General features: G+C 29.4%; 16 protein-coding genes. 2 read left to right on the top strand and 14 right to left on the bottom strand.

The genetic code is table 11. The features are described 5' to 3' along the window. The first annotated feature begins 308 nt into the window (after nucleotides 1-308). Nucleotides 309-2000, top strand: coding sequence for a SulP family inorganic anion transporter (locus P4S50_RS03840; protein WP_277733220.1), 1692 nt, complete (start codon nucleotides 309-311; stop codon nucleotides 1998-2000). 438 nt (nucleotides 2001-2438) lie between these two features. Here P4S50_RS03840 and gdhA read toward each other — a convergent pair whose 3' ends face one another. From gdhA to P4S50_RS03800, 8 genes are all read right to left on the bottom strand, one after another. Next, nucleotides 2439-3776, bottom strand: coding sequence for an NADP-specific glutamate dehydrogenase (gene gdhA / locus P4S50_RS03835; RefSeq protein ID WP_277733219.1), 1338 nt, complete (start codon nucleotides 3774-3776; stop codon nucleotides 2439-2441). A gap of 196 nt (nucleotides 3777-3972) precedes the next feature. Then, complete coding sequence (locus tag P4S50_RS03830; protein ID WP_277733218.1) at nucleotides 3973-4158, bottom strand: hypothetical protein; 186 nt, start codon at nucleotides 4156-4158, stop codon at nucleotides 3973-3975. 96 nt (nucleotides 4159-4254) lie between these two features. Continuing rightward, the gene (gene phoU, locus P4S50_RS03825) at nucleotides 4255-4908 is read right to left on the bottom strand and encodes a phosphate signaling complex protein PhoU (protein ID WP_277733217.1); all 654 of its coding nucleotides are present in this window, start codon (nucleotides 4906-4908) and stop codon (nucleotides 4255-4257) included. Between the two features lie 10 nt (nucleotides 4909-4918). Beyond that, nucleotides 4919-5674, bottom strand: a complete 756-nt coding sequence (gene pstB, locus P4S50_RS03820; protein WP_277733216.1) for a phosphate ABC transporter ATP-binding protein PstB — start codon at nucleotides 5672-5674, stop codon at nucleotides 4919-4921. 12 nt (nucleotides 5675-5686) lie between these two features. Continuing rightward, nucleotides 5687-6598 carry a phosphate ABC transporter permease PstA gene (pstA, locus tag P4S50_RS03815; RefSeq protein WP_277733215.1) on the bottom strand — a complete coding sequence of 304 codons (912 nt, stop codon included), beginning with the start codon at nucleotides 6596-6598 and terminating at the stop codon, nucleotides 5687-5689. Further along, nucleotides 6598-7473: a phosphate ABC transporter permease subunit PstC gene (gene pstC / locus P4S50_RS03810; RefSeq protein ID WP_277733212.1), complete on the bottom strand. Its 876-nt coding sequence runs from the start codon at nucleotides 7471-7473 to the stop codon at nucleotides 6598-6600. Before pstC ends, pstA begins: the two co-directional genes overlap by 1 nt. 280 nt (nucleotides 7474-7753) lie before the next feature. Next, on the bottom strand, nucleotides 7754-9502 hold the full coding sequence (locus P4S50_RS03805; RefSeq protein ID WP_277733210.1) for a methyl-accepting chemotaxis protein: 1749 nt from the start codon (nucleotides 9500-9502) through the stop codon (nucleotides 7754-7756). Nucleotides 9503-9659: 157 nt separating this feature from the next. Continuing rightward, nucleotides 9660-10604 (bottom strand): PstS family phosphate ABC transporter substrate-binding protein, encoded by a 945-nt coding sequence (locus tag P4S50_RS03800; RefSeq protein WP_277733208.1) that lies wholly within the window; start codon nucleotides 10602-10604, stop codon nucleotides 9660-9662. A gap of 207 nt (nucleotides 10605-10811) precedes the next feature. On the opposite strand from P4S50_RS03800, the gene typA reads away from it, so the two are divergent. Further along, nucleotides 10812-12629 (top strand): translational GTPase TypA, encoded by a 1818-nt coding sequence (typA, locus tag P4S50_RS03795; protein WP_277733206.1) that lies wholly within the window; start codon nucleotides 10812-10814, stop codon nucleotides 12627-12629. Between the two features lie 201 nt (nucleotides 12630-12830). On the opposite strand, the gene P4S50_RS03790 is transcribed toward typA, so the two are convergent. From P4S50_RS03790 to P4S50_RS03765, 6 genes are all read right to left on the bottom strand, one after another. After that, the gene (locus P4S50_RS03790; RefSeq protein WP_277733204.1) at nucleotides 12831-14105 is read right to left on the bottom strand and encodes a dicarboxylate/amino acid:cation symporter; all 1275 of its coding nucleotides are present in this window, start codon (nucleotides 14103-14105) and stop codon (nucleotides 12831-12833) included. A gap of 113 nt (nucleotides 14106-14218) precedes the next feature. Next, nucleotides 14219-15055, bottom strand: a complete 837-nt coding sequence (locus tag P4S50_RS03785; RefSeq protein WP_277733202.1) for a response regulator — start codon at nucleotides 15053-15055, stop codon at nucleotides 14219-14221. Between the two features lie 4 nt (nucleotides 15056-15059). Then, on the bottom strand, nucleotides 15060-16310 hold the full coding sequence (locus tag P4S50_RS03780; protein ID WP_277733201.1) for an ATP-binding protein: 1251 nt from the start codon (nucleotides 16308-16310) through the stop codon (nucleotides 15060-15062). 11 nt (nucleotides 16311-16321) lie between these two features. Continuing rightward, complete coding sequence (locus P4S50_RS03775; protein ID WP_277733200.1) at nucleotides 16322-17419, bottom strand: HD-GYP domain-containing protein; 1098 nt, start codon at nucleotides 17417-17419, stop codon at nucleotides 16322-16324. A 158-nt stretch (nucleotides 17420-17577) separates the two neighbouring features. Next, nucleotides 17578-19362 carry an oligoendopeptidase F gene (gene pepF, locus P4S50_RS03770; RefSeq protein WP_277734669.1) on the bottom strand — a complete coding sequence of 595 codons (1785 nt, stop codon included), beginning with the start codon at nucleotides 19360-19362 and terminating at the stop codon, nucleotides 17578-17580. Between the two features lie 19 nt (nucleotides 19363-19381). Next, entirely contained in the window at nucleotides 19382-20221 is an 840-nt protein-coding gene (locus P4S50_RS03765) for a DegV family protein (protein WP_277733198.1), read from the bottom strand. Nucleotides 20222-20281 lie beyond the last annotated feature (60 nt).

Raw genomic sequence — 20281 nt, 5'->3', positions numbered from 1 at the left:
TAAATGTTAGTGAATCTTTTAAATAGATTTCAATAAAACTTGCCTTGCATTGTTTAAATATACGTTAAAAAACTTCTTATGTCTGAGCTTTTGCGAGTTTAAGAAGTTTTAGTATATTTAATGCATTCACGGTATTTAAATAATCATCTTTTTTCAGCTATACATCTAATTTTTATCATTTCAATTTTCAATCAATTCTCAATTTGCTATTTGTCAGTAATTATCATAGACATATCCTTATCTTAGGTGTATGATTATATGTTGTATACAATATCTAACAATATTTCAATATCAAAGGGATGGTGTTTATGTTACTTCCAAAACTATTTACTTGTTCCAAATCATATAGCAAGGAACAATTTACAAAAGACTTTATATCTGGGATAATAGTTGCTATTATAGCCCTACCACTTTCAATAGCTCTAGCTATTGCATCTGGTGTATCACCAGAAAAAGGTCTTTACACTGCAATCATAGCAGGATTTTTAATATCTTTACTCGGAGGAAGTAAAGTTCAAATCGGAGGGCCAACAGGAGCTTTTGTTGTAATCGTATACGGTATCATTCAAAAGTATGGAATAGAAGGATTAACTGTCGCCACGTTTATGGCAGGATTTTTTCTTGTTCTAATGGGTCTTCTTAAATGCGGTAATATGATAAAATACATACCTTATCCTATTACAACAGGATTTACAAGCGGTATAGCTGTAACTATTTTTTCAACACAGATAAAGGATTTTTTAGGACTTAATATCGATGTTCCATCAGAGTTTATGCATAAATGGATAGTATATTTCCAAAACTTAAGCTCTACTAACATGCAAAGCTTATTAATAGGTCTAACATCAATACTACTAATAATGCTTTTACCTAAAATAAATAAAAAGATTCCACCCACACTTATAGCTATAATATTTTCTACATTTGCAACAATGTATTTTAATTTGAATATAGATACAATCGGAAGTACTTTTAATAATATACCTTCTACTCTTCCTAGTATTCATATTCCAAATATTGATATGAATATGGTAATAATGCTTATTCCTTCAGCTATAACAATAGCTATTCTTGCAGGTATAGAGTCCTTATTATCAGCAGTAGTAGCAGATGGTATGATAGGCGGAAATCATCGTTCTAATATGGAATTAGTAGCACAAGGTATAGCTAATATAGGTTCTGCATTATTCGGTGGAATTCCTGCAACAGGCGCTATAGCAAGAACAGCAGCTAATATAAAAAATGGTGGTAGAACGCCAATATCAGGTATAGTTCATTCAATTACCTTAATATTGTTCATGATAATTTTAATGCCTTATATAAAGTTAATTCCAATGGCATCACTTTCAGCTATTCTAATAGTTGTATCATATAACATGGGAGAATGGGATGCTTTTAAAAGAATACATAAGTTTCCAAAGAGTGATTCGGTTGTATTTTTAACCGTATTTTTATTAACAGTTTTCTTCGATTTAGTAATCGCTATTGGTGTTGGAATTGTACTTTCTTCTTTCTTATTTATGAAAAGAATGGCAGATGTTACAGATATAAGACCAGTATCTTATACTTACGAAGAGGTAGATGAAACTACTTTTGAATATAAGGTTCAAATTCCTAAGGATATTTACATATATGAGATAAACGGAGCATTCTTCTTCGGTGCTACAGATAAATTTATAAAAACTATGAAAAATATCAATAATCTTCCTAAGGTATTTATATTAAAAATGAGTAATGTATATGCAATGGATGCAACTGCATATAACGCCCTAGAAGCAACTAAAGATTTATGTGATAAAAACGGAATAAAGCTTTTAATACTAGATATTCAATATCAACCACTTAAAGTATTAAAAAAATGCGAATTTATAACTAGTACAAATCAAGATATACTATTTAAAGACTTTGACAGTGTATTTAACGAAGCTTTAAATATAGTAAATGGTTATTACGATAGACAAAAGGATATACCTGAAATACCTCAAACACACACAGCATAAAAAATCCTAGATTTCGTGCAAACGAGATCTAGGATTTTTTAAGTCTTTGTTTATCAAAAACTATCTATAAAAAATACATCTGATGCAGAGATATTTTAAATAGATTTAAATTATAAGAACTACACTATAGGTTTAATCCCAAAATAAAGGGCATTAAAATACCGCTCATGTGTTAAATATTTTTAATAAAACTAAGAATTACATCTTATTAAATATACTAAAAGTTCTAAACTCACTACGTTCAGACAAAGAACTTTCTTAACGCATATTCAAACGATGTAATCCAAGTTATATACAAAACTATTTAAATCATTCGCTAACATTTTAATACCCTTTATTTTGTAAGTGTACTTCAGCTTGTATAATTCCTTAGCTTGAACTTTATGAAAAATAGCCATAAAAAAATACTGGAGAAATCTCCAGTATTTTTTATATCTATTAAACTAATCCTTGAGCCATCATAGCATCGGCAACTTTTAAGAAACCAGCTATATTAGCTCCAGCCACATAATTTCCTTCCATTCCATATTCTTTAGCTGCATCTTTAGCTGCTTTGAATATGTTTACCATTATTCCATGTAATTTTTCATCAACTTCTTCAAATGTCCAAGATAATCTCATACTATTTTGAGACATCTCAAGAGCAGAAGTTGCAACTCCACCTGCATTAGCAGCCTTTGCAGGAGCTACTAATATTTTATTATCTAAGAATAAGTTAACCGCTTCATTTGTACAAGGCATATTAGCACCTTCACCTAAAGCTGTCACTCCATTATCAATTAATTGCTGAGCTTCTTTAACATCTATATCATTTTGAGTTGCACAAGGAAGAGCCACATCACATTTAATAGTCCAAATACCTTTTTGTCCATCATGATATTCAGCTTCTGGATGATCCTTTACATACTCACTAATTCTCTTTCTTTCAACTTCTTTAATTCTCTTAACTGTATCTAATTTAATTCCATCTTTATCATATATATATCCTGTAGAGTCACACATAGCAACTACTTTAGCTCCTAGAGATTGAGCTTTTTCACAAGCGTATATAGCAACATTTCCAGAACCAGAAATAACTACTGTTTTACCTTCATAGCTAAGTCCATGCTCTTTAAGCATTTCATTTGTAAAGTAGATAACTCCAAATCCTGTAGCTTGTTTTCTTGCAAGTGATCCTCCATATGTAAGTCCTTTACCAGTAAGAACTCCCCCTTCATATGCATTCTTCACTCTTTTATATTGTCCAAATAAATATCCTATTTCTCTTGCTCCAACTCCAATATCTCCAGCCGGAACATCTAAATCATGTCCTATATGTCTGTATAATTCAGTCATAAAACTTTGACAGAACTTCATTATTTCATTGTCAGATTTACCCTTAGGATTAAAATCTGATCCACCTTTACCTCCACCTATAGGAAGTCCAGTTAATGAATTCTTAAGTATTTGTTCAAATCCTAAAAACTTTATAATTCCAAGATAAACAGATGGATGGAATCTTAGTCCACCTTTGTAAGGTCCTATAGCGCTGTTAAATTGTACTCTAAATCCTCTGTTAACTTGAGTCTTTCCATTATCATCTAACCAAGGTACTCTAAACATAATTTGTCTTTCTGGCTCTACAAATCTTTCTAAAAGACCAGATTCTACAAACTCAGGATGTTTTGCTATAACAGGCTCTAAAGACTGTAAAACCTCTTCTACTGCTTGGTGGAATTCTACTTCACCAGGATTTCTTTTTTTAACTTGTTCTAAAATACTTTCCATAACTGACATATAATCATACCCCCAAATTTTTTTTTAATACCCCTTTGTCTTTAATTATACAACTTGTGAAATAATTTTCAACCTTAAAACGTTAATTTTTAACAAGCATAAAGATATTCAAAATTTTCAAAATCATTCAAAAACAAAAAGTGTTAATACATTACCAACTGTATCAACACCTTCCTCCCACAAATTTGAACATATATTACAATTTATCTCTATTTTTTCTCCCTTGAATATATATATTCATCTCGTGAATATTAGTTAATTTCCCTCCCATCATTTCCAATTTTTTCCCTATAAATAACAATTTAGTTGCTTTTTCTGTATATTTTTTATCAATATTTGTCGTATTTAAAATATCATTATACATTTTATATACACATTCCATACCCTAATCCATCTTTTTTTCTAGACTCAAGGTATATATCCATCTTCTAATTTAAAATTCCCCTTATCCCTTCCTAAATATTCAACCTTTTGAACCCTAGTTTATTTCTATTCTCTCTCCCTTTGAAATGTATATTATCCCTTCACATATATTAGTTATATGATCTGCTATTCGTTCTAAATATCTTCCTATAAAGAGTAATTTTGTACCTTGATTTGTATACACTGTGCTTTTGTGTATCAACTCCAATATATCCCTATATATATCTTTATATAAGTCATCTACAAGTTCATCCTCTTTCCCTACTTCAAAAGCTATCTCCGCATCTTCTAATTTGAAACTTATTTTCAGGTTTTTCATCATAGTAATAATGATTTCTTTAATTTTTGGGATGTCTACAAGCTGCTTTATATGTTCTTCTTTTCCTATTTTTATAGTTTCTTTAGATATATTAACACAAAAATCTCCAATACGTTCAAGATCCGTTATCATTTTAGATACAGAAAATACTATTCTAAGATCTTTTGCCATAGGTTGCTGAAGAGCTATAAGTTCTATAGCTTTTTCCTCTATTTCATACATATAATTATCTATTTCATCATCTAGTTTTATTATACTTCTTGCAAGTTCTAAATCTTGGTTAACAAGTGCATCAACAGATTTTTCTATCAATTCTTCTACTTTATCCATCATAAACATAACATCTTCTTTTAATTCATTTAAATCAGTTTTAAAATTTTCCCTAACCATAAGCTACCTCCTAACCAAATCTTCCAGTTATATAGTCTTCAGTTTTTTTATTTTTTGGAGTTGTAAATATCTTGTTGGTTTCTCCAAACTCAATTACTTCTCCCATCAAAAAGAATGCTGTGTTATCAGATATTCTAGCAGCTTGTTGCATAGAGTGAGTAACTATTACTATAGTGTAGTCTTTTTTTAATTCTTGTATAAGATCTTCCACCTTAGATGTTGCTATAGGATCTAGTGCCGATGTTGGCTCATCCATCAAAATAACTTCAGGCTCCATAGCTATAGCTCTTGCTATACACAACCTTTGCTGTTGTCCTCCTGATAATCCATATGCCGATTTATCTAATCTATCTTTTACTTCATCCCACAGAGCTGCACCACGAAGACTTTTTTCAACAACCTCATCTAACCTTTTTTTATCTCTAATACCTTGTTTTTTTAGTCCATATACTATATTTTCATATATTGATTTTGGAAAAGGATTAGGTTTTTGAAATACCATTCCTACTCTTTTTCTTAAATCCTCTACCTCAATAATATTTGAATATATATCTTCTCCGTCCAGTACAATATCTCCACTTAGTTTTGTTCCTTCTATTAAATCATTCATTCTATTTAATGTTCTTAGGAATGTAGATTTACCACATCCCGAAGGACCTATAAAAGCAGTTACTTTCTTTTCTTCTATATCTATATTTATATTTTTCAAAGCTTTAAAACTTCCATAGTAAAAATCTAAATTACTTACTTTCATTTTAACTGGCATCTTATTCCCCTCCTATTGTTTTATCCTATCCTGATACTTATTTCTCAGAAGTATTGCTACTAAATTTATTGATATTAAAACTATAAGTAATACTAATATTCCTGCAGATGCAACATTTTGAAATTCTGCTTGAGGCTTTGATGCCCAGTTATATATTTGAAGAGGTAGGGTTGTAAATTCATCAAATATCCCCTTTGGAGAAAACCAAATTCCAGCTGCTCCTCCAACAACAACAAGTGGTGCTGCTTCTCCTATAGCCCTTGATACAGCAAGTATTGTCCCTGTTAATATCCCCGGTATAGCATAAGGAATAATAACTCCAGTTATTGTATCCCATTTAGTAGCACCTAGTGCATATGATGCTTCCTTTAACTCTTTAGGTACTGTTTTTAAAGCTTCTCTAGATGAAACTATTATTATTGGAAGTATTAGTAAAGCCATGGTTAAAGATGCAGATAAAATACTTCTTCCAAATCCAAAAGTTCTAACAAACAAAGAAAGTCCTAATATTCCATATACAATAGATGGAACTCCAGCTAAGTTACTTATATTGACTTGTATTATATTTGTTAATTTATTCTTCGGTGCATATTCTTCTAAATATATTGCAGACCCAAGACCTAGTGGAAATGCAATTAATAAAGTTAATATATTTACCCATAAAGATCCAAGTATAGACGCTCTTATTCCTGATTTACTAGCAATTCTAGATGTATAATTTAAAAAGAAATCAACATTTACATGAGAAATACCTTTTTTGAAAACATCTGAGAAAAGAGCAATTAATATTAGTATTATCAATGATATGGATGCTAATAATATAGAATGAAAAATTTTATTCATTATTTTTCTCTTTTTTAAGTTCATATTATAATTAAATTTTTCATTTATAAATTCTTTATTTTTCAATTTAATTGCATTCATTAATATTCCTCCCTAAGTTTATCAGCAACATATCTAGATAACATATTCATAATTAACGTCATAATAAACAAAAGCATAGCAACTGCATATAAAGTTTGAGATTCTATTGTACCTTTTGCTATATCTCCTTGACTTACCTGAACTATAAATCCTGTCATAGTTTGAATACTTTCAAGTGGATTTAAAGTAAGCTTAGGAGTTGATCCTGCTGCAAGTGCTACTATCATAGTTTCTCCTATTGCTCGCGATATAGCCAGTATAAAAGATGATATTATTCCTGATATAGAAGCTGGAATGACTACCCCAAATACAACCTCTAATTTTGTAAGCCCTAAAGCATAAGCACCTTCTCTTAAGCTTTTAGGAACTGCCTGCATAGAATCTTCACTTAAAGATAGTACCATCGGTATGGTCATTATACCTACAGCTATAGCTGCACTAAGTGCATTGTAGATATTTGTTTGAGGTATTAAATTTTTAAGTATAGGGGTAATGATATTAAGGGCAAAAAAACCGTAAACTATTGATGGTATTCCTGCTAATATTTCTAATATAGGTTTAATTATTTTTCTAACTTTTTTATTTGAATACTCACTTAAATATATAGCACTTAATAACCCTATAGGTATTGAAATTATAGATGAAAATAATACTATTAAAAATGTTCCGCTTACTAACGGTAGTATTCCAAAGTGCTGAGGTTTTAGCAGAGGAGTCCACTGCTTTCCTGTAAAAAAATCTACAGGTGATATATGCGTAAAAAACAATGCACTTTCTTTAAATAAAATAAATAATATACTAATAGTTATAAATATAGATACCATTCCGCATCCAAATAAAATATGTTTTATTACTTTTTCATTTAATTTCTTCATATTTCAACCTCCTATATTACAATAATAAAATTCGTCTAGTAGCTACGCGCTGACTCATGTCGCCAACGATCTCTAACGAGCTCCCTTGCTCAAAAATAGTTGCAAAAGTAGCTCCTTCATCAAGGTTATACATAATTTGAAAATCATATAATTTCCTTGTATGTAAAACTTAATTTTTTTCTCTCTCTATTATTCATGACATATTTAGAATACTATTTATTTGTTATGTGAGTGTTAAGTAGATATTATCTGTTTGTTAATTGGGTTAATTTTATGTAAATTAATCTGTTTTAAATCTTCCAACCAAATCATTAAGATATGAAGACATATCAACAATCTCACCAGAAGAATTAGATAATTCCTCAAATATTTTAGATTGATTTTCAATGTTATCTCCTATATTTATCATCTCTTCCCCAGTCCACCTTATACCATCTATAATAGATGTAGTAGAACTTGATATTTCTTGAGTACTAGCTGCTTGTTCATTAGCTACACTAGATATTCCTTCAATTTTATACGATACTCCAACTATTGAATTTATTATTTCTAATATGCTATTTTTTACCTTTTCAGCTCTACTTACACTTTCATTAACCTTTCCATCTACATTAGATGTTTGAATTACTACTTTTTGTATTTCACCCTTAAATTCTTTTATTATTTCAGAAATACTTCGGGCAGAGTTATTAGTTTCATCAGCAAGCTTTCTAATTTCCTTAGCTACTACCTCAAACCCTCTTCCTTCTTCTCCTGCTCTAGCTGCTTCAATAGATGCATTTAATGCCAGTAAATTTGTTTGTCTTGAAATATTACTTATAACTTCTACTATTTGAACGATTTTTTCAGATGATAAATTTAATTTTTCTAATACGTCCACCAAATTATTAGTAAGTAATTTTATATCATTTACTGAATATACTATTTCTTTTATATTAGTTTCTCCTTTTTTAGTTTCTATTTTTAACTCTTCATATATTTGATGTACATCTTCAATAGAAACAGCTGTAAATTGTGCATTTTCAGATATACTATCTATAGAATTTTCAATTTGATTAATATAGTCTATATTCTCTTCCGATTTAGAGCTTATGCTACTTGAAACAGCGTATATTTGTTGCATTGATGCATTAGATACATCAATAGATATTGCTATTTCATTATTAAAAGAAGACAGTTTTTGTGCAGACATCTTTATATCAGAAATTAAATTATTTAGATTATCTAAAAAATTATTAAACTCTTTACTTAACTGACCTATCTCATCTTTTGTATTTATACTAAGTCTTTTAGTTAAATCACCTTCTCCATTTGCCATTTCTTCAAGTTGAGATTTAATACCAATTATTGGATTTGTTATTCTTTTAGAAATAAACCCTATAATTATTATTGATATAGCTAATAAAACAGACGAAATTAATAGAGAATAATAAATAACAGAGTTTATTTTTTCTTCAATAAGTGTTTTATCAACTCCCATATAAAACATACCTATTACATTTCCATCTTTATCCCTTAAAGGTTTATATAAAATCTCATACTTTTTCCCCTCTATAATTGATTCCTCTATGTAAACTCCTTCTTTTTTTAGAACTTTATCTATTACTTTTTTAGGTGCTTTTACTCCAACATTTCTCGATCCCCTAACCCTAACAGTAGTAGATACAATTTTATCATCTTTAAATATAGATACTATGTTTCCAGTTTTATCAGATAAAATATCTACTAAAGTATAGTTACCTTCAACTTGTATATCTCCCTTATGTAAAGTTCCATTTTTCACATTCCAATTACCCGATATTATAAATTCCATAAGATCTTCCGTTGTTTGTAAATTCGATTCAAGTTTTTCTTCTATTAGATAAAAACTTATATCTTTTAAACTTGATATTGTAAAACATGTACATCCTACTACTATAAGCAATAGTGCAGGTATTATACTTAGTGTTATTTTAAACCTCAATGTATCTAATTTTATATTTTTTAAACTAATGGATTTAAAATCGATAGTCTTTATTTTAGATTTCATAATTTTCCCCCTGACCATTTATCCTAAAGCTAAGAGTTCTAAGACTCCACCTAAATTAAGTTTCACTTTATCTGACTATATTAAGTAAAAAAAAAAGAAACAGACACTCATAGTTATCTTTCTCATTTGAGTGTTTGTTTCTTTTTAAATCTATTTATTATTCTATTTGAGAAAGTTGGTTATCATACTCTGATTGTGGCAATTTTACGTATCCAATTTCAGGAACTAATTCTTTACCTTCTGTTAAATAATAAGTTATAAATTCTTTAATCTCTGATCTTTGTAAAGCTTCTTTATTAACATATATGAATAATGGTCTTGAAAGAGGTTTATATGTTCCATTTTCTACAGTTTCAGCAGTAGGTTCTACTGGTCCATTTCCAGAATCTATAGGAATTACTTTTAACTTATCTTTATTTTCTATATAATATGCATATCCAAAGAATCCTATTGAATACTGATCTCCCGCTATACCATTTACAAGTACATTATCATCTTCACTTGCAGTATAATCTACCCTTATAGCTCCACCTTCACCATTTACTTCTTCTGTAAAGTATTCGAATGTTCCTGAGTCACTTCCAGGTCCATAAAGCTTTACAGGTTCAGCAGGCCACTCAGCTCTTACATCTTTCCACGTCTTAACAGTACTATTAGGTTCCCATATTTTATTTAATTCTTCTAAAGTTAAGTAGTCTACAAAGTCATTTTCTTTATTTACAACAACAGATAGTCCATCGTATGCAACTTTAAGTTCTAAATAATCAATTCCAACCTCTTTAGCTTTCTTTATTTCTTTATCCTTTATAGGTCTTGATGCATCATTTATATCTGTTTCTTTAACCAAGAATTTTTCGAATCCTCCACCTGTTCCAGAAAAATTAACAGTTACCTTAACCCCTTGATTCATCTTCTGAAATTCTTCTGCTACAGCCTCACTTATAGGATATACAGTACTGGAACCATCTACTGCTATCGCTCCACTTAATCCTGTTTGAGTATCTTGAGTTTGTCCTCCACATCCTGCTAATATTCCTATTGACAAAGTACCTATTATTCCAAGTGATAAAAGTTTTTTCATGTTAGTCTTAATAATTCCCATAAAACATTCTCCTTTCAAATTTCAGAACGTATTTTTTCCACACATTTAGAATACTATTTCTTTGTTATGTCAATGTTAAATAGATGTTATAGCTCAGTTAAGTATGTTAATAATATGTAAATATTAGTATTCAAAAACTTTATTTGATTATTCATCAATTTAAGTGTACAATATAAGAATGCGATTTTTAAAGAAAGGGAGTTTAATATGTCGAAAAAACAAGATATTGTAAATATAGCAGTTATTGCCCACGTTGATGCTGGAAAATCTACACTAGTAGATGCATTCTTAAATCAAAGTGGTGTTTTCAGAGAGAATCAAGAAGTTGTTGATTGTGTAATGGATAGTAATGATTTAGAGCGTGAAAGAGGTATAACTATATACTCTAAAAACTGCTCAATTCAATACAACGGAGTAAAAATAAATATAGTGGATACACCTGGTCACTCGGATTTCTCATCTGAGGTTGAAAGGGTTATAAAAACTGTTGATACAGTTATCCTACTTGTAGATTCAAGCGAAGGTCCTATGCCTCAAACTAGATTCGTTCTTCAAAAATCTTTAGAACTTGGAATTAGACCAATCCTATTTATAAACAAAATAGATAAAAAAGATCAAAGAGCTGAAGAAGTTGTAGATATGGTATTCGATTTATTCGTAGATTTAAATGCTAACGACGAACAATTAGAATTTCCAATTATATACGGTATTGCAAAAGATGGTATTGCAAAGAGAGAATTAGATGATGATAGTACTGATTTATCTCCTTTATTCGAGACAATACTAGATCATGTAGATGTATACCCTGATTACGATAACGAATCTCTTCAAATGCAAGTATCAGCTCTAGGTTATGATGATTACATCGGAAGACTTGGTATAGGAAGAATTTATAAAGGTACTTTAAAAGAAGGCGAAACAGTTGCTATAACAAAAAGAGATGGTTCTGTTGGCAAAGGTAAAGTAGCTAAAATGTTCGTATACGAAGGATTAAACCAAGTTGCTAAAAAAGAAGCTAAAAGTGGAGATATAGTAGTTATATCTGGTATATCTGATATATCTATAGGAGAAACTCTTTGTAATGAAGATAATATATTACCTATGCCTATGATAAACATAGAAGAACCTACACTTTCTATGAACTTCTACGTTAATGATTCTCCATTCGTTGGTCAAAGTGGTAAATTCTTAACTACTAGACACTTAAAAGATAGATTAGAAAAAGAACTTGAAGTAAACGTAGGATTAAAAGTTGATTCACTAGATACTACTGATGGATACAAAGTATCTGGTAGAGGAGAACTTCACTTATCTATACTTATAGAGAGTATGAGAAGAGAAGGTTATGAGCTTGCAGTTTCAAAACCTGAAGTTTTAATGCATAAAGAAGACGGAGTTTTACTTGAGCCAGTTGAAAGAGTTATCTTAAATGTTCCTGATGAATATTCTGGACCAGTAATTTCTAAGCTTAACTTAAGAAAAGGTCTTATGGAAGGTATGTCTTCTGAGAATAACTACACAAAACTTGAGTATATAGTTCCTACAAGAGGTCTTATAGGTTATAGAAGTGAGTTTATAAACGACACTAGAGGAGAAGGTACTATAGTTCGTTCATTCGAAAGATTTGAAGAATACAAAGGTGAAATACCGCAAAGATTAAACGGAGTTTTAATCTCTCAAGCTAAAGGTGTTGCTATGGCTTATTCTTTATTCAACTTAAGTGACAGAGCTACAATGTTCATAAATCCTACTACAGAAGTTTATGAGGGTATGATTATAGGTATGAACTCTAGAAAAGAAGATATGACAGTTAACCCTTGTAAAAACAAGAAATTAACTAATACAAGATCTTCTGGATCTGATGATGCTGTTAAGTTATCTCCACCTAGAACATTCACTCTAGAAGAAGCATTAGAATTTATAGCTGATGATGAGCTTGTAGAAATCACTCCAGATGCTATAAGACTTAGAAAGAAAGTATTAAACGAAAACGATAGAGTAAAATACAATAAAAATAGAAAATAGCAAAAATAAAGGGCTCAGGCCCGAAGCCACTGAAAAGTGGCTTTTTTCATATCCAGAATATTTTTTAAGAGCCTAGAGACATTATATACATCCACAAGAAAAGAGCTCTTAGAATCAATTCTAAGAGCTCTTTTCTTGTTACTTGCTATTTAAAATTTTGCATAAGGACCTTTTCACCAGTTTCCTCATGCCCTTTATTTTTTAGTTTAAAACTTCTTCTATTACTTTTTGATCGTAGTACATATCTTCATCGAATTCGCCTTCAGTTTTAGCTACAACGATCGTACATACTGAATCTCCAGTTATATTTACAACAGTTCTAGACATATCTAAAACTCTATCTATACCTATTATAAGAGCTATACCTTCAACAGGAAGTCCTACTGATTGTAATACCATTGATAATGTAATCATTCCAACTCCAGGTACTCCAGCAGTTCCAACTGATGCAAGCGTAGCTGTAGCTATTATAGTTAAAAGAGCCTGTAAGCTTAAATCAATACCATACACTTGAGATATAAATACACAAGCAACTCCTTGCATTATAGCAGTTCCATCCATATTTATAGTAGCACCTAGTGGAAGTGTAAACGATGCAACATTTTTAGATACTCCCATGTTTTCAACAGCTTCGATAGTAACAGGAAGTGTTGCATTACTTGATGAAGTTGAGAAAGCCACACCAGCTACTGGTAAAAACTTTTTAAAGAATACTATAGGATTTAATCTACCCACAAATGTAAGTACTCCCATATAAGTACATGTTGCATGTATTATTAATGCCAATATAACTGCTATCATGTATTTTCCTAGGTTCGCCATTGCAGATAGCCCAACACTCGCAAATGTATTAGCTATAAGTGCAAATACTCCAATAGGTGCAAACTCCATAACAACCATAACCATTTTCATCACTATTTCATTTAAAGATTCAAATATATTGATTACAGGTTGCGCTTTTTCTCCAACTAAAGCCATACTTATTCCCATTAATAGAGAGAAAACGATTATAGGAAGCATATCTCCATTTGCCATTGAAGCTATAGGATTTGTCGGTACCATAGCTATAATAACATCAACAAGTGATTTCGATTGTCCAATAGTAGGTTCTTGCTTTATTATATTAGACATATCAAGTCCAATCCCAGGATTCATAAATTTACCTATTAATAAAGCTACACTTATAGCAAGAGCAGTAGTCATCATATAGAAAACAAGAGTTTTAACCCCTACTCTTCCTAATTTTTTAACATCTCCAATTGCAGATGCTCCACAAATCAAAGATACAGATACAAGAGGTACGACAAGCATCTTTATCGCATTTATAAATACCTTACCACAAAGTTTGAATATTCCGTCTATTAATAATACATCTTTTACATGCCCAGATGGCATAGAATTTAATATCAGTCCCATTACTAGTCCTAGCCCTAAAGCTATAAATATTTTCATAGTTAAACTAAGCTTTTTTTTCATATATTCCCCTCCTAATTTTTATCTTATAATATTATGATACAAGGGGAATACAAAAAAATACTGAAATATTCAAAATAATACATTTCATTTTTCAGTAAAATGCAATGCGTCCATTACATAATTTCATTTTGTATCAACAAACCTTCTATAAACTTTTTAACACTAATCTTCCCACACGACTTATTTTTGCCCCTTATATAGTCCATTTGAACTTTTACATCTTCAAAATTAAATACTAAATTTGAATATGTCGAAAAATCATCGTTCATATAATCTTCAATTCCCAAACTCGCTATATTATTCAGAGCTTTATTTATAGCTCTTCTAATTCTTTGTTCCATCGCTTTAGGGTTATTACTAAGTTTTTTGCACATTTCGCTAACCTTGTAATTTAAATGTTTATCGCCTTTTACTATAAGATATTCACATATATTTATTATATCTTTACTTCCTATTTCTCCTATTATTCCTAACTTCGAAAGAGAATACTTAATTTTTGCAATTTCCGACTTCTTACTTGCAGCCGTATCATTAGACTCCAAATTCTTAAACATACCCTTTATGCTATTCAAAGTAGCATGCATTTCAACCTTTTCTTTTACATTATTTATAACATTTTCAACTTCTATTATATTGATAGGCTTATTTATAAAAAACTCAATCCCTTGATTATACGCCTTAGCTATCATATCTTTGGATGATACCTGAGATATCATAACAAACTTAATATCAGACTTGATTTTCTTTACCGCCTTTACAACTTCTATCCCGTTTTTACACGGCATCAATAAATCAACAATAACTATACTTGGGTGTTTGGCTAGTATTTCTTTTATACCTTCTTCTCCACTCAAAGAATACCCTATTACTTCTCCCAAATTTTTATACTCTATTATATTTTCTAAAACCTTCACAACACTTATATCATCATCAACTATATAAAACTTCATTCAATCACCCTTCTAATTGTTCTTTAGGTATTATTATCTGGAATTCAGTACCTATACCCTGCTCAGATTCAACACTTATACATCCATTAAAACGACCCTCAACCATCTCTTTCACAATAGTAAGTCCTATACCTCTGTTCATATCACCTGTATCCATATTAAACTTGGTAGAAAAACCCGGATTAAATATATAATTTTTATCAGAATTTCTTATTCCATTTCCATTATCAGATACCAAAAAAATAAATTTTTCATTCTCATAAAAGTAACTAACATCAACAACACCTTTTGTCCCATTTATAGATTCTATAGAATTATTTATCAAATTCCTAAGTATAGATATTAGGATGTAATGATCTTTAACCTTTACATCCTTTCCAGTGTTAAAATTTACTTGAATACCAGAGCCTATAGAATCTATATACTTAACAGTACTATCTTCAAGTATATTAAATATATATACAAGACTCATCTCTTTGTGCTTCGCCTTTATATGCGTCACCTCTTCTATACCTTTTATAACCCTTATATAATCTTTTTTAATTTCATGTATGTCTTTTGTTATAGAAAGCGATATAGACTTGATATCCTCATCTACATCTAACGCATCTAACTTTTCATATAATCTAAAAGAACTACTCATAACATCTTCTATATTATCCATATTCTTGTCCATAAAGTATATCTCCGTTTTCAAGCTAGATATTAAAAATAATAATTTTCTATACCTTTCATCATGTTCTTCTTTTTCTATCAATATATTGTATTCTTTTATTATATTTACAAATATCAAAGCAATAGAACTTCTAACTATGCATACCATAATCAAAACCTTTATATTTTGAATATCAAAATCTACATTATATCTAAATACAGTTTCAACTAGATTTCCAACAAATTCACTCATACAAAGTGATGTAAATAGAAGATATATATTCTTTTGACTTCTAATTTTCAATAAATTAAATACAATTCCAAAGCTTAAATAAAAAAATATCACAGGATAATTAACTTCAAACGAATAATAAAGACTATTTCCACCAAAGCACGATATAATAACTCTCAAAACAAATACTATATTTGCTGTTACAATACTGGTTATTACTATATCTACATTCTTAAAGAATATAAATATAATTGATAAAAATATTATTCCAGCAGATACTCTAAAATCATCATTAAATATATTTATATATATTTGAGATACAAAAGCTACAATCAAGCCTATAAGCATATTTTTTTTTAATTCTTTCACATTTAATCTCCTTAATTAGAAAATATATTTTCTAATTGTTTCTCTATAAACAAAGTCTTTTCCTCTATTAAATCTATAAATATATTTTTATATGTTATATTCTTACCATTTCTATCTACAAGTAATTTTATAATCGGTCTATCTAGCATATGTTTATTTTGATTATATACAATACCCTTAGATCCATCAGATAGTTTTACTATAGATCCTTCTTTAAATTTTACTATTCTAGATAAAAACAATTTAACTATTTCAAAATCAAAGTCATTATGCCCCAAACTATATATATACTCAGAAGCTTTATATATAGGCATTTTCTTTCTATACACCCTATCACTAGTTAAAGCATCAAATACATCTGCTACAGAACATATTCTAGCCATTCCATATATACAATCCCCTGACAACTGATTAGGATACCCTTTTCCATTCCACTTTTCATGATGCTGTAAAATAATTTGCTTACTTAAAGATGATATTTCACTTCCATAATTATCACTTACATATCTATATCCAATTTCAGGATGTTTTTCAATTTCAATTCTCTCCTCAGGTGTTAGTTTTCCTGGTTTATTCAAAATTTCAGAATCTATAAAAACCTTTCCAACATCATGCAACAAAGCTCCCAAAGCTAATTTATGAAGTTTTATTTTATCATATTTCATAAGAATACCAGTATACATGCACGATACCATAACATTCAAACTGTGCTCGTATAAGTAATCATCAGTCATTCTAATTTCATTTATACTGTGTGATATATCTCTTTTAGATGTTATTATATCTAAAAGTTCAGAAACAGTATTATTTATCATATTCATATTAAGACCTATATTTTTACCTTTTTTAGCCATGTTAAACTGGTCTTTTATAACATCTTTTACTTCTCTATACTTTTCAGTTGATATTGTATCATTTGGTTCTATTCCTTCTGATATTTCATCACTTACATAAATATATTGTATATCTTTTGAATTAAGTTGCTTAACATAACTAAGATTCAACTTAACATTCTCTTGGAGCAATACTATCCCATTTGAATATATAGGCTTAGCTACATAATATTCATATTTTTCAACATCTATATAATTAACATTTACAAGTCTCACATTATCACCCCACGCTACAAATTATGCTACACATATTATAAGTTTCATTATATATGATATCAAAGTATATTTTTGACTTCAATGAGGATATAGTATTTATTTGTTAAAAAAAAGAGAAATCTATCGATTCCTCTTTTTTATTCAAATTAAGTTTTACTTTATTTGGATTTTTCAAGTTCATCTACTAATTCTTTAAAAGTATCAAGAGCTATTTGTATAGCCTTTTCATCTTCCATATCTACACCAGCTTTTTTAAGTTGATTTAGTGGATACTCAGATCCTCCACTTTTTAAGAATTCTAAATATTTATCTACTGCGTTAGAATCTCCACTTAATATATTATGACTTAAAGTTGCAGCAGCAGAAAATCCAGTTGCATACTTGTATACATAGAAATTAGAATAAAAATGAGGTACTCTAGCCCATTCCATTCCAATCTCATCATCAACGCATACATCTTTTCCATAATATTTAGCATTTAAATCATAGTATATATTACAAAATTCTTCATTAGTAAGAGTCTCTTGGTTTTCAGATTTTTCATGTATAATTTTTTCAAATTCAGCAAACATAGTTTGTCTATATACAGTAGTTCTGAACTGTTCTAAATAATAGTTTAATATATATACTCTCTCATCATCACTCTTACTGTTTTTAAGCATGTAATCCATAAGTAACTGCTCATTTAAAGTAGATGCTACCTCAGCTACAAATATCTTATAATGAGAATATAGATAAGGTTGATTTTTTCTAGAATAATAGCTATGTGCAGAATGTCCAAGTTCATGAGCTAAGGTAAATAAAGAATTCAAATCATCTTTATAATTAAGAAGTATAAACGGATGTGAATCATAACTTCCCCAAGAATAAGCTCCTCCTTTTTTACCTTCATTTTCATAAACATCTATCCATTTTTCATCAAAAGCCCTTTGTATCAACTCTAAATATTCATCCCCTAACGGTTTTAAAGCTTTAAGTATTATCTCTTTAGCTTCCTCATAAGGTTTTTTTATATCTAGCTTCTCAACCAAAGGAGTATACATATCATACATATGTATTTCATCTAATCTCAAAAATTCTTTTTTTAACTTCAAATATTTATGCATGGTATCTAAGTTTTTAGCTATAACCTCTATTAGGTTATCATATACACTTAAGTTTATATCATCTTCAAACAAAGATGCTTGTATAGCAGAATCATAATTTCTCGCTTTCGCATAAAAAATCTCTCTTTTAACACTTCCTTCTAATGTAGCTGCAAATGTATTTTTATACTTTGTATAAGTATCATACATATTTACAAATGCATTTTTTCTAACTTCTCTATTTTTACTTTGCAAGAACTTCGAAAAATTACCATGCGTAAGTCTTACTTTTTCGCCCTTTTCATCCTCTATCTCAGGAAACTTAATATCTGCAAAAGATAACATATCAAATGCATTCTCTGCAACATTTGCAACATCAGAACTCATAGCCAAAATTTCTTCTTCTTTAGGAGATAATGTGTACGGTTTTTTTCTTAATATTTGATCTATAAGCTTTTTGTAAGGCTTTAGCTTATCATTATTTAAGTACTCATTCATCTTTTCTTCATCTATACTTATGATTTCAGGAATCATAAACGATGTAACAGTTCCTATTTGAGTTGATAACATATCTGACTTTCCAGATAAAGATTGCTGTTTTGTATCTCTTGTATCTTCATGTTGCTTCATATGTGTGTATACATATGTATTTTCAGCCAATCTAGATATTTGTTCATATAGGTTTAAAGTTTGATATAGATTATCCTCAGATTCACCTAAAATGCCTTTATATTTCTTTATATCTTCTAAAAGATTTTTAATTTTTTCAAAATCTTTATTTAATTCATCTTCATTTTTATATATACTTTCTAAATCCCATTTAAATTCATCCTTAATTTCGTTTCTATTTTCCAATATATATTCCTCCTTCTTCTCACTAAAAACTAATCAACAAAGCTCCTTCAGACGAATAAGAACCTATAGTTGCTCCTATTTCAGATATTATTATTTCTTTAAAATTATACTTATTATTAACCATTTCTTTAAATTTTAAAGCCTTATCCAGTGCATTCGAGTGACATATCGCCAATATTTTTTCTGAAGCATTAATCCCTTCATTTTCTATAAAATCTATTAATTTATTTAAACTTTTCTTGTCTCCTCTAGCTTTACTAAATATTTTAACAAGGCCATCTTCAACCTTTACAGTTACTTTTAAATTTAAAACTTGAACTATTTTCTCTTTAAAAGAGCTTATCCTACCAGCCTTAGCTGCATTTTCTATTGTATTAAGCACAACATATGTTGAAATTTTTTTTACCTCTTTATTGATTTTATCTACTATGTAGTCTATACTTTTTCCTTTTTCAATCATCCTAGATGCAGCCAGAACCAATAAACCAGTTCCCATAGATCCATTTTTAGAGTCTATTATCTCTATCCTCTTCTCATTTCCTCCTTCTAAGTACATATTTTTACCTATCAAAGCATTATTATACGTACTAGATAATCCAGAAGATAAAGATATAACAATAATATTATCCTGCTCACAGTTAAACTCTTTTACAAATCTATCTGGAGATGGACTAGATGTTTTTGGAAGATTAGTACTTTTTCTCATTTTTTCATAAAATTCTTTTTTAGTTATATCCACACCATCCAAATAAGAATCTTCGTCAAACAGAACATTTAACGGTATAACAGATATATTATATTGCTTAATTATATATTCAGGCAAATCGCACGAGCTATCAGTTATTATTTTTATATTATTCAAAGCAAAACACATCCTTATACATTTATTTAATTGTAGAATTAATCTAATTGTATTTTTTTG

It is taken from the genome of Tepidibacter hydrothermalis, from assembly GCF_029542625.1.
GTDB lineage: Bacteria > Bacillota > Clostridia > Peptostreptococcales > Peptostreptococcaceae > Tepidibacter_A > Tepidibacter_A hydrothermalis.
Note: the sequence above shows the minus strand (reverse complement) of the source record. Positions and strands in the feature narration are given on the sequence as shown.

Excerpts from the sequence above, each read along its gene's own strand:
- P4S50_RS03840 (WP_277733220.1), top strand. The coding sequence starts at position 309 with ATGTTACTTCCAAAACTATTTACTTGTTCCAAATCATATAGCAAGGAA.
- gdhA (WP_277733219.1), bottom strand. The coding sequence starts at position 3,776 with ATGTCAGTTATGGAAAGTATTTTAGAACAAGTTAAAAAAAGAAATCCT.
- P4S50_RS03830 (WP_277733218.1), bottom strand. The coding sequence starts at position 4,158 with ATGGAATGTGTATATAAAATGTATAATGATATTTTAAATACGACAAAT.
- phoU (WP_277733217.1), bottom strand. The coding sequence starts at position 4,908 with ATGGTTAGGGAAAATTTTAAAACTGATTTAAATGAATTAAAAGAAGAT.
- pstB (WP_277733216.1), bottom strand. The coding sequence starts at position 5,674 with ATGCCAGTTAAAATGAAAGTAAGTAATTTAGATTTTTACTATGGAAGT.
- pstA (WP_277733215.1), bottom strand. The coding sequence starts at position 6,598 with ATGAATGCAATTAAATTGAAAAATAAAGAATTTATAAATGAAAAATTT.
- pstC (WP_277733212.1), bottom strand. The coding sequence starts at position 7,473 with ATGAAGAAATTAAATGAAAAAGTAATAAAACATATTTTATTTGGATGC.
- P4S50_RS03805 (WP_277733210.1), bottom strand. The coding sequence starts at position 9,502 with ATGAAATCTAAAATAAAGACTATCGATTTTAAATCCATTAGTTTAAAA.
- P4S50_RS03800 (WP_277733208.1), bottom strand. The coding sequence starts at position 10,604 with ATGGGAATTATTAAGACTAACATGAAAAAACTTTTATCACTTGGAATA.
- typA (WP_277733206.1), top strand. The coding sequence starts at position 10,812 with ATGTCGAAAAAACAAGATATTGTAAATATAGCAGTTATTGCCCACGTT.
- P4S50_RS03790 (WP_277733204.1), bottom strand. The coding sequence starts at position 14,105 with ATGAAAAAAAAGCTTAGTTTAACTATGAAAATATTTATAGCTTTAGGG.
- P4S50_RS03785 (WP_277733202.1), bottom strand. The coding sequence starts at position 15,055 with ATGAAGTTTTATATAGTTGATGATGATATAAGTGTTGTGAAGGTTTTA.